Source organism: Peribacillus phoenicis, from assembly GCF_047238085.1.
Classification (GTDB): domain Bacteria; phylum Bacillota; class Bacilli; order Bacillales; family DSM-1321; genus Peribacillus.
Genome location: NZ_JBDFMF010000001.1, coordinates 1,015,041 through 1,025,663, shown reverse-complemented (window position 1 = coordinate 1,025,663; position 10,623 = coordinate 1,015,041). Strand labels below are relative to the sequence as shown.

General features: G+C 34.0%; 2 protein-coding genes. Both read right to left on the bottom strand.

Annotated features, from left to right (window positions below; translation table 11 throughout):
- Nucleotides 1–17 precede the first annotated feature (17 nt).
- Nucleotides 18–10,169 (bottom strand): SDR family NAD(P)-dependent oxidoreductase, encoded by a 10,152-nt coding sequence (locus ABC374_RS05100; protein WP_413016312.1) that lies wholly within the window; start codon nucleotides 10,167–10,169, stop codon nucleotides 18–20.
- A gap of 28 nt (nucleotides 10,170–10,197) precedes the next feature.
- Nucleotides 10,198–10,620, bottom strand: a complete 423-nt coding sequence (locus ABC374_RS05095; protein WP_413016310.1) for a cupin domain-containing protein — start codon at nucleotides 10,618–10,620, stop codon at nucleotides 10,198–10,200.
- Nucleotides 10,621–10,623 lie beyond the last annotated feature (3 nt).

Below are 10,623 nucleotides of genomic sequence, written 5' to 3'. Positions count from 1 at the left end.
CTCCTTACAACACATTTTTACTTGGTAGTCATTCTTTCAAATAGCGCTATCAAGGTCTCCTCGTCAGCGTTTGTTAAATCGTCTTGACTATTTGGCGAACCCTCCTCTTGTTTAGAAGGTAAATTTAATACCATACTGCTAAGGTCTATTTTTCCCTCTAAATAAGAATGGATAGCTTCAATAGTTGTTGATTTACCTAATACCTCTAAAGGAATATCTAGAGACAATTCCTCTTCTAGCAAGTACTTAAGTTTTATAGCCATAATGGAGTCAAATCCATAATCAAATAGCTTCACATTAAGATCTATACTCTCTATTCCTATCAATTGCTTAATTTGATCTGTCACCAGACTATTGTAATTTGAAAAATCTAGGCTTTGTTTGGAGTCGTATAAATTAAGATCCTTAAAAGCCCCTACATGCACCTGAGAATTCTCCTCGGGCTCACTTAGAGTTGTGAATTCTTTAAACCATAGACTTTGGCTATCAAACTCATAGGTCGGTAGTGAAATTCTTTTGACAGTTCCCAACTCATATAATCTTTCCCATTGGATGGAAAATCCTGCTGCCCATAGCTTTGCAATTTTTGTAAAGTCTTCTTCCATAATGGCCTTAAAAGTAACTGCTTCAATAATGTCTTTATCTAATATCCATGTTAAATCCGTTTTATGTTCATTCGCATTCCCTTCAATGCAATAGTGTTCTTTTCCATCTATATAATCGTCACACTGATTAATTAGATCTTCTATGTTAGTAACAATCAATATGATCCTTTCCGCCATATCTTCTCTACCTGTCTGCAGGGAATGTGCTATTTCTTCTATAGATACATCCCTATTATCTTTCAACCAGTTTCTAAATGAGGAAAGATAGGTTAACAACGATTTTTTCGTTTTTGCAGAGAAAGGTATTAAATGTTTCATTTTATTTAAGGGATAGGATTTAGCGTTAGTTATATGCTCTTCTAAAATAATGTGTGCATTAGTACCACCAAAACCAAATGAATGCACTCCCACTTTTATGGTTAAATCCTCATCACCTACACTTTTATCTATTGGTCGTAATTCTTGTGGTTGATTAACAATATAAAAGGGAGAATCTTCTAAATGAATGTTTTCATTTAAGTTTTCAAAATTAATAGTAGGTGGGACTTGTTTATGCTTAAGAGCTAATATCGCTTTCATTAAAGATGCGATACCAGAGGCAGCCTCTAAATGACCAATATTAGGTTTTATACTGCCTATTCCACAATAATGTAGATTATTTGAAGTATCAGAAAGCTGTTTAAATGCTTTCTTAAAGGCATCAATTTCTATGGAATCACCCAATTTAGAAGCTGTTCCATGTGCCTCGATATAGCTTAGTGACTCAGGTGAAATATTGGCATCCTTTAACGCTTTAATAACAACTTCAGCTTGTCCATTAATACTTGGTGTAGTGAGTCCATAGCCTTTACCACTATGGTTAATTGCGCTACCTTTTATAACTGCATAGATATTGTCAGTATCTTTTAAGGCGGCTCTCAAAGGCTTTAATACAATAACACCGCAACCTTCTCCCCTTAAATAGCCATCAGCTTGTTGATCAAAACTTCTAATTTGTCCATTTTTTGTCAACATCCCTGCTTTAGTTGCTCTAATAAATCCATCAGGTGAAAGTAACGCGTTAACTCCACCTACTATAGCTAACTTACACTCTCCTAGTTTTAACGATTGCACCGCACGATGTAGACCTACCAATGAACTTGAACAAGCAGTATCAATAGCCTCACTAGGGCCTTTAAAGTTAAACGTATAGGAAATTCGATTCGCTAAAATAGAGTGATCGTTTCCTGCAACACTATGTCCCTCATTGATGCCTTCTTTAATAAGCAAGTTATTATAATCATTAGTAAAAGAACCAATAAATACGCCAACTTCTTCTCCAGAAAGTAACGAAGGCTTATGACCAGAATTTTCTAGAGCTTTCCAGACTTGTTGCAATAAAATACGTTGCTGAGGATCCATTAGTTTAGCCTCTGCTGGCGAAATACCGAAAAAAGCGGGGTCGAACTTATCAATATTTGATATAAACCCTCCCATATTTACTGAAGACTTACCATTCTGATTTAGATCCCCATGATATTTTTGCCAATACCATCTTTCAGGAGGTACCATAGATATAGAAGACTTACCAGCCATTAAATTTCCCCAGAATTCCTCTACAGAATTAGCGCCCGGAAACTTTGCACTTAGTCCTACTATCGCAATGTCCGTTTCATTTTCAATTTCCAAAATGTTATTACTCAACTTCTCTGAATGGCTTACTGAATCAAGTTCATTTTCATTTGAAGCAGCAACCTCTATCAGAGAATCATTTCGATTAATCTTGTTGTCATAATGACTTTCCATCACCTGATAGTATTGTTCAAAGAGGTATTCAGAAATAGCACTTAACGTCGAGTATTCAAAAAATACTGAAGGTGGAATTTGAATGTCATAAAAGTTGCCAACTAAACCACTGAATTCAGTTATGGAAATAGAATTTAACCCATACTCGGTTAAATCTTTTTTCACATCTATCACTTCATTGTTAGAAAGAATTTGTTGAGCTAAAATAATCAAGTCTTCCTCTACAAACTCTGTTACTGACTTTTGATCTACTTGAATATTCACGATAGATTTTTGTACATCTTTATTCTTAAATAGTTGATGCACCTTGCCCCTTTCGCCTTTTATTACAGCTAATTGTGGGTATTCTAGGTTCATAGCTATCTCAAATGCTTTAAGACCTTCTTCTTTTTCCAAATCATATAGCCCTAACTCTTTTTGTATAGCATACCTTTTAGACTCATCTATTTTCATACCACCCTCTGTCCAAAAGGGCCAATTTATTGATAATGTCTTTCCAAAACGTTTCCCTTGTTTTCTTAATGCTTCTCGTTTTTGTGCAAAAGCATCTACAAAACTATTTGCATAAGCATAGTCGCTTTGACCAATATTCCCCATAATTGGTGATATTGAAGAAAAGAGGACAAAACACTGCATGTCTTCATCTTTGGTTAGCTCATCTAGATAAAGAGTGCCATTAATTTTAGGCTTAAAGACTTGATCGACTTCATTTATCGATTTATTTCTAAAAAGACTGTCTGCTATAATTCCAGCAGATTGGATAATACCATTAATTTTTTTGAAGTTACCTTTAGTAAACTGAATTAGATTTTCAACATGTAATCGATTAGAAATATCGCATTGGAAATATAAAGCTTCTCCACCACATAACTGAATCTGTTTTATTACTAGTTCTACTTCGTTACCATATGATCTTCGGCCAGTTAGTACAATCTTTGCTTGCAAGGTCTTTGCTAAGTATTCTGCAAAGATCTGTCCTAAACCACCAATTCCCCCAGCAATAATATAGACTCCATTTTTCATTAATACACTGTTTAAAGGAGAAGTGTATCTTTCTAAATTTACCTGTTCGTATTGTTTAACCAATCTATTATTTTTTTTGTATGATACCTCGTGAAATGAATTATTTTCAGATATTTCTTGATGAAGAATACCTAACAATCCATATTCAGTTTCCTGGTTAACTTCGTGTTGAATTTCTACAATTTTTCCGCTAAATCCACTGAATTCCTTCTCCAACACTCGTAAGAATCCGGAAACGGCTTCATGTTGAGGCTGTGAAAGTGATGAAGTGTTTATATAGGTATATATAAAGTTGATCTCTTTTTGATATCCTACTTCCAGTAGTCCCTGAACACCTTTAAACAGGTTAAGAACAGAAAGTGGGTTATATTCAGAATGAACAGTCGCTTTACTTAGATAGACTACGTTTTCTATTTTTTCAAGGTCTGTGTCCATTAAAAATCGTCTAAAGTCCTCTTTATTGGTTATATCTAAGGTGAACTCATTCCGATTAATTTGTCTATAAGCTATACCTGGCTTAACTAAAATCAATCTATTAAAGCTTGAGTAGTGGCTAAATGATTTAATTTGATATTCTGATAATGTGCTATCTACATCAATCAAAAGGGTAGTTCCTGAAATTAATTGAGTAGAATTCAGGTCGGAAACTTTCCAATTTGGCTTGTATAACATAACTGGTTGCTGTGAAGATGGCTGGGTTTCTGATTTATATTCTCTTTGGGTTAACCCCTTAATTTCCATAACAACTAAATTCTCAGCATTTAATAAGGATAGATGATACTTTCTCATCCCCATCTTTTCATTACTACTATCTTTGCTTACTAGAACTCTTAAACCAGATTGAAAATCTTCATAAATTTTAATTTCCTCAATAGTAAAAGGCATATAAGGATGCGGATCATTTTTATCAAAACTGAAACCTACTGCTGTCTGGAATACTGCGTCAATAAGACATGTTGCATCAGGGTCACTGAGACTAGTGTCTAAGCTTCCAAGGACATATTCCTCACTAATAAGTAAAGAATCGATTAGCCGGAACGAGTCACCATATTTAATTCCTCGTGAATTAAATTTACTGTAGCAACTAGCCTTATCTACCGTTAATATACTTTGACTTAAAACATTTGGTATAGTTTTATACGGTCGATCAACAGCACCTATATAGAAACTCCCTGTAGCATGAATGTCATCATCCACCTTAATATTAAAGGAAGTGGACAATTGATCTCTTTCCAACAGTTCTACTTCAATTTCAACCTTATCCTTAACTTCTATAGGCTTCATCCAGACAAAATTCTCTACTTTAAAGGTCTCCTGTTTGTAAAACTCATTTATGGATTTCCTAACAAGCTCAATATACATTGCTGCTGGGACAATTTTTTTATTAGAAATTTGATGTTCTTCTACCCATACATCATTTTTATTTATAGTTGTAACGAGTGAAGACTTTCCTATCTCCTTATTAGAAGCTTCTTTACAGCCACTTTTTTCTTGTACCGGTTCCTCTATCCAAAACGATTCTTGTAAAAATGGATAAACCGGTAAAGGCACTGTCCTCCACTCTCTATTTACAAATAAACTATCCCATTCTAAATCATTTTCTTGAACAAATTGTTCCGCTAACTCAGAGAGATATTGTCTAAAATCTTCAGAAGAAGAATAAAGATTGTTTTTCACATTTTCAAAAAAACTAACTGAGTGTTCTTTATCTTTAAACGAACCATAATTAGTTTGGTTTAGCACCCCATAATTCACGTCTTGATAATTACCATCTAGAATACGAAGTAGAACATTTGCTAAACCATATTGGCTAGATACTATAAAGGACAGTCGATGCGCATGAAAACTTCTTCCTCTAAGCAAAGTATAGGAGATATCTCCCATCTCATATAAGTGTCCCTCTTTTCTAGTCCATTGATAAAGATCTTCTACTTTTTGTTTTAGAGAAGTTTCATTCTCGGCAGAAAGGGTAACTAAATAAAACGGATCTAGATATTTATCCCTATTTTTTAGCTGTGGAGCCTCCTCAACTATCATGTAGCAATTAGTGCCACTGAAGCCAAATGAACTAATACTTGCTCTTCTAGGACATCCATCAGTCTTCCATTCTTTAGTGTTCGTGTTTACATAAAACGGACTTTCCTCAAAGGCAATGTGCGCATTTTTTGTTGTATAATTTAAAGTTTTAGGGATCTTCTTATGTTTAAGTGATAGTAAAACTTTTGTTAAACTAGCTATCCCTGCACCTGCAACCGCATGTCCAATATTAGTTTTAACAGAGCCAATAGCGCTATATTGAACGCTTTTAGTAGATTTTCGAAAAGCATTTGTTAGAGCTTTTACTTCTATTGGATCTCCTAATTTGGTCCCCGTCCCATGCGCTTCTACCATGGTAATAGTTTCTGGATTAATCTCATACTTTCTAAGAGTTGTTTCAATTAGATCTGTCTGTGAATCTACACTTGGTGCTGTTATACCATTAGTAGTCCCATCCTGGTTAATTCCAGAACCTTTAATAACTGCATGAATAAAGTCTCCGTCTTGGATAGCTTTTTGTAGTTCTTTAACAACAATGAATCCCACAGCTTCTCCCGGAACAAAGCCATCAGCTTCATTATCAAACGTTTTACATTGTCCATTTGGAGAAAGCATACCCATTTTGCTTGATGTTACATGTAAATCTGAAGTGCTTATCACATGTGCTCCACCAGCAATCGCCATTTCTATTTCTCCATTTAAGATACTTTGACAAGCTAGGTGAATAGCAACAAGTGATGAGGAACATGCAGTATCAATCGCTAGTGTCGGTCCTTTAAGATTTAAAAGATATGCTAACCGCGCAGACAAGATAGCTGAATCATTACCCATTAAGGTAAATGAACTATTGTTTATACCACTCCTCAGTAATCGAGTAGTATAATCTCCATTTCTAATTCCTACATAGGTACCTACATTTCGAGAATAAAGAGATCGATTTGAATAACCAGCATGTTCTAATGAGCGATATGCCTCTTCTAAACAGAGTCGCTGCTGTGGATCCATTAGTTTCGCTTCATGCTTGGAAATATTAAAGAACGGCGCATCAAATTTATCAACATCAGGAATAAATCCACCCCACTTACTGTAACTCTTGTTAGGAATTTGAGGATTTGAATCATAATATTCTTCTACTTTCCACCTCTGCGCTGGAACTTCAAGAATTGAACTTATGCCTTCTGAAATATTTGACCAATACATATTGATATCTGTTGCTCCAGGAAACCTCCCTGAAAAACCAATAATCGCAATATCTTTTTGGTTTAACTTTACTTTTCCTTCTTTGTCACAAAAGTATGATATCTTATCTTCTTCTTCGCTTTTAGAAAACGTCAGGGTATCTTTGTTTAGCTCTTGAAATAAATCAGTTTCATTCGTTTGCATACCCGCTATATAAGTAGCAAGAGCATCAAGTGAGCCATATTCAATGAAGTGAGCAAGAGTTATAGAACATTTATAATTTTCATTCAAAACTTTAATATACTTAGCAAAATCTACAGAGGTAAATTCTAAATCTTCGAAAGTTTGCTCCCCATCTAGCTCAATTGTTTCTACTTGTAATATCTCAGCTGCATTTTTCTTTAATACCGAAAGAACTTTTTTATACTTAGTATTATTGATGACATCTCTATTTTTTTTATTTTCTTCTTTTATGTTTCTTTCTTGCACTTCTAAAAGATTTGTTGGAGTTTCTTGATCTACTAGTCGAATAACGTCCTGTAGTGTAGGACAATTAAAGAGATCTGTTGTTGTAATTTCGGCATTTAACATTTCACTAAGTAATGTCGCAAAGGATACAATAGAAACTGAATCGAACCCAACTTCATATAACTTTTTGTTTATATTTATACTTTGGATGTCAACTTCTAAAATTGAAGCAGCACAATTAATAATTACAGTAAGGGTATTCTTGTCCTGAGATATGGACTGATGATGGCCAATTAACCTATCATTCTCAACTTGTGATTCAATTACCAGCTTTTCATCACTTTCTTTTTTAATCACTCTCTCCTGTACTTCTTCGTATAGAGGTGATAATGTTTCACTATCTTTATTTGGTAAGAGACTGTACTGTACCTTCTGCATAATTAGCTGAGCCAGCTCAACCAAATTATTGCAATCATATAACTCAGTTACCTCTATTTTTGCATTAATTTTTTTAGTGATTTGATGGGAAAACTCAACTATGGAAACTGAATCAAACCCTACAGCATAAAACTTTTTAGTAAAGTCAACAGAGTCTGGCTCTACCTCTAAAATTTCTGAGACGATTTTCTTTAAACTCTCTAATATCATATCTAGATTGATTTTAGGGCTTGTTAAAAAATCTTTACGATCAATTAACTCTTTCAGGTCTATCTTACCGTTTGGCCTCTTTGGTATAGAGTCTATAATTTCAATTCGGAAAGGAACCATATAATCCGGTAGCATTTTATTTAAATATTCTTTTAAATATCCTTCATTTACTTTTCTTTTACCAACTACATATGCGTATAATTGGTTACTATTATTTTTCGTCTTTTTAGCGACTATTACACTTTCTTTTACATCAGTATGCTTATTAATTACTGATTCGATATGACCTACTTCCACTCGCTTGCCTCTGATTTTAACCTGGTGATCAATTCTTCCAAACAATTGAATGGTTCCGTCAGATAAAAACCTTGCCCTATCTCCTAAACGATAGAGTATCTTCTCTGTTGAAATTTGAGGAATAGTGCGAAAGCTCTGACTATTCAGATCCGGCTTATTTACATACTCTAATGCTAAAGGGGCACCGCTAATGTATATATCCCCTATGACTCCTACAGGAACCTGATTTAAATATTTATCTAACAAATAAATTTCTGTATTTGCAACCGTTTTAAAATTAGGCAATTTAGATTCATTTTGTTTTTCTTTTGAATCAAAATATAGAACTCCATTTGTTTCTGTAGATCCTAAATCATTTAGTAATATCGCATTGGAAAATATGTCTTGAAATTGATTGAATGTATCTAGCGTTAAAGGCTCACCAGCTGTAATACAAAGGCGTATAGATGATAAATACCGTTTAGCATCTAAGCTAGATTGGAACATCATTTTCAATAAAGATGGAACAGCCATCATGAAAGTAATTTGATATTGGTTAATAAACTCCAATAGTTTATTAGGATCAGCTATCACTTTATCAGGAATAATAATGGTGGGTATTCCTTGAAGCAGCCCTCCCAGCAATTCCCACATAGAAGGCATGAAGTTCAGGGCTGTACGCTGACACATTAAATCCCCGTTCTCAAAAGGATAGTGTTCCCATGTCCAATTAAAGCGGTTGATCAGTTGTATTTGTTTATGTTTTACACCCTTTGGAACACCTGTGGACCCAGAAGTATACATAATTACAGCAGGATCTTGACTGTCTACTTTTATCCCTAGATTTTTATCGTACTGAGATAATGTTTCAAGCTTAAAATCATCTGCAAGTATGACCTTTACATTTTGATTAGGGAGATTTACAGAAAGAGATCTTTTACTAATAAAGTGTTCCAATTTTAGATCAGTAGTAATTTGAGAAATATAATCCGAAGGGTACGAAGCATCTAGCGGTACGTAAATGCCGCCTACTTTCAAAATCCCTAACAGTGCAATATAAGTATGTATTGACCTGTCAACATAAACACCTACAGGCGTGCCCTTTGTAACACCCCATTCAATAAGCCGTTGTCCTATATAGTTAGACATTCTATTTAACGTAATATAATCAACTTTTTCTTCTTCTGTAATTAAAGCTATCTGGCTTGGTTTTTTCTTCACTTGTTCTTCAAATAAAGTTGCTAAGTCTTTCTCAAATAAATAATCTCTTTTTTCTCCGTGGTAAAGCTCTAAGGTTTTTTTTTCCTTATTAGATACCATAGAGCAAGTACCGACGATCATTTCTTTATCTTGTACTATGTTATGAAAAATGTTTTTTAAATGACTACCCATATTTTCAAGAGCTTTTTTGTCAAAACAATTAGAATTAGATAAAAACTCTAATTTTAAGCCTTCAGAATTTTGATTGACTCTGAGAGATAAATCAAAAGGCTGCTCCAAAAATTCAGGAAAGTAATTATTATCTTTACCAGCTTCCAAATATAAAAATGAAATATTAAATTTAGAAGCGTACTCATCTTTCATATGATCCTCCAGCCATTGAATACCTGGAAAATACATTTCTTCATAATGTTCCTCAAAATGATCTATCTTCTCAATTACATTCAAGAAAGAAGTATCTTCATTAACTTCTGCATAGATAGGTGTTTCAGGACTTCCTTCTGGCCTATGTTTAGAGAAAATATTTGTTACAACTGGTATCTTCTCTTGAGAAGTATAACGATGAAGTAACACTATCCAGGCTGTTAATATAAGAGTTGAGTAATTTCTATCAACTTTCTTCGCTAATTTGCAAAGATTTTTCAATTCATTATCACTAAAGTCAAGACTATAAGCAGAAACACTACTTTCACCCTTCCCTTCACCAATAAGGATAGGAAAGTCACATCTTAAAGTTAGTTCAGCAAACTCCGATAACCAAAATTCTTCCCCTTGATTAGTTAGTTCTGTAACTATTTCTTTAGAGAAATCTTCTAACCATTGCTCTTCCTCAGCCGTTATTTCCCCATGGATTGTAAGGTTCTCCCCGTTTACAAATAACCCACAACCCTTTTCTTTCAACTGAAAAATGAGTTGTCTAGTATTCATTTTTCATCCTCATTTCCTTAGACTAGATTTATACAAGATTCAGTTCAAATTGTTTACGCATATATTCTTTATCGAATCGTGTTGGTTCCATTCTGATAGCTATGAAATAACCGTTACCTTTTAATACATTAGCTGAATGTTTAACACCTGCCGGGATCCATATTGTAGAGTTAGAGGAAACAACAAATTCTTTTTCACCTAACTGAATCCTATATTCTAGTCCGCATTCTTCACCCACAATAATATTTATTTCATCTTCTTCATTATGTACATGAGGAATAGTGTAGTCTTCATCTAAACCATTCGCATTTGTGACTTTGTGAATTGCTAAATGAAAAGGAAATTCATTTGAAAAAAAACGTTCAATGCATTGTACATCTTTATGAAATGGAATCGAAGATAGTGGGCTGTTTTCGTTCTTAAAAATTAATTTTTCGTATGGAAAGTTCATATA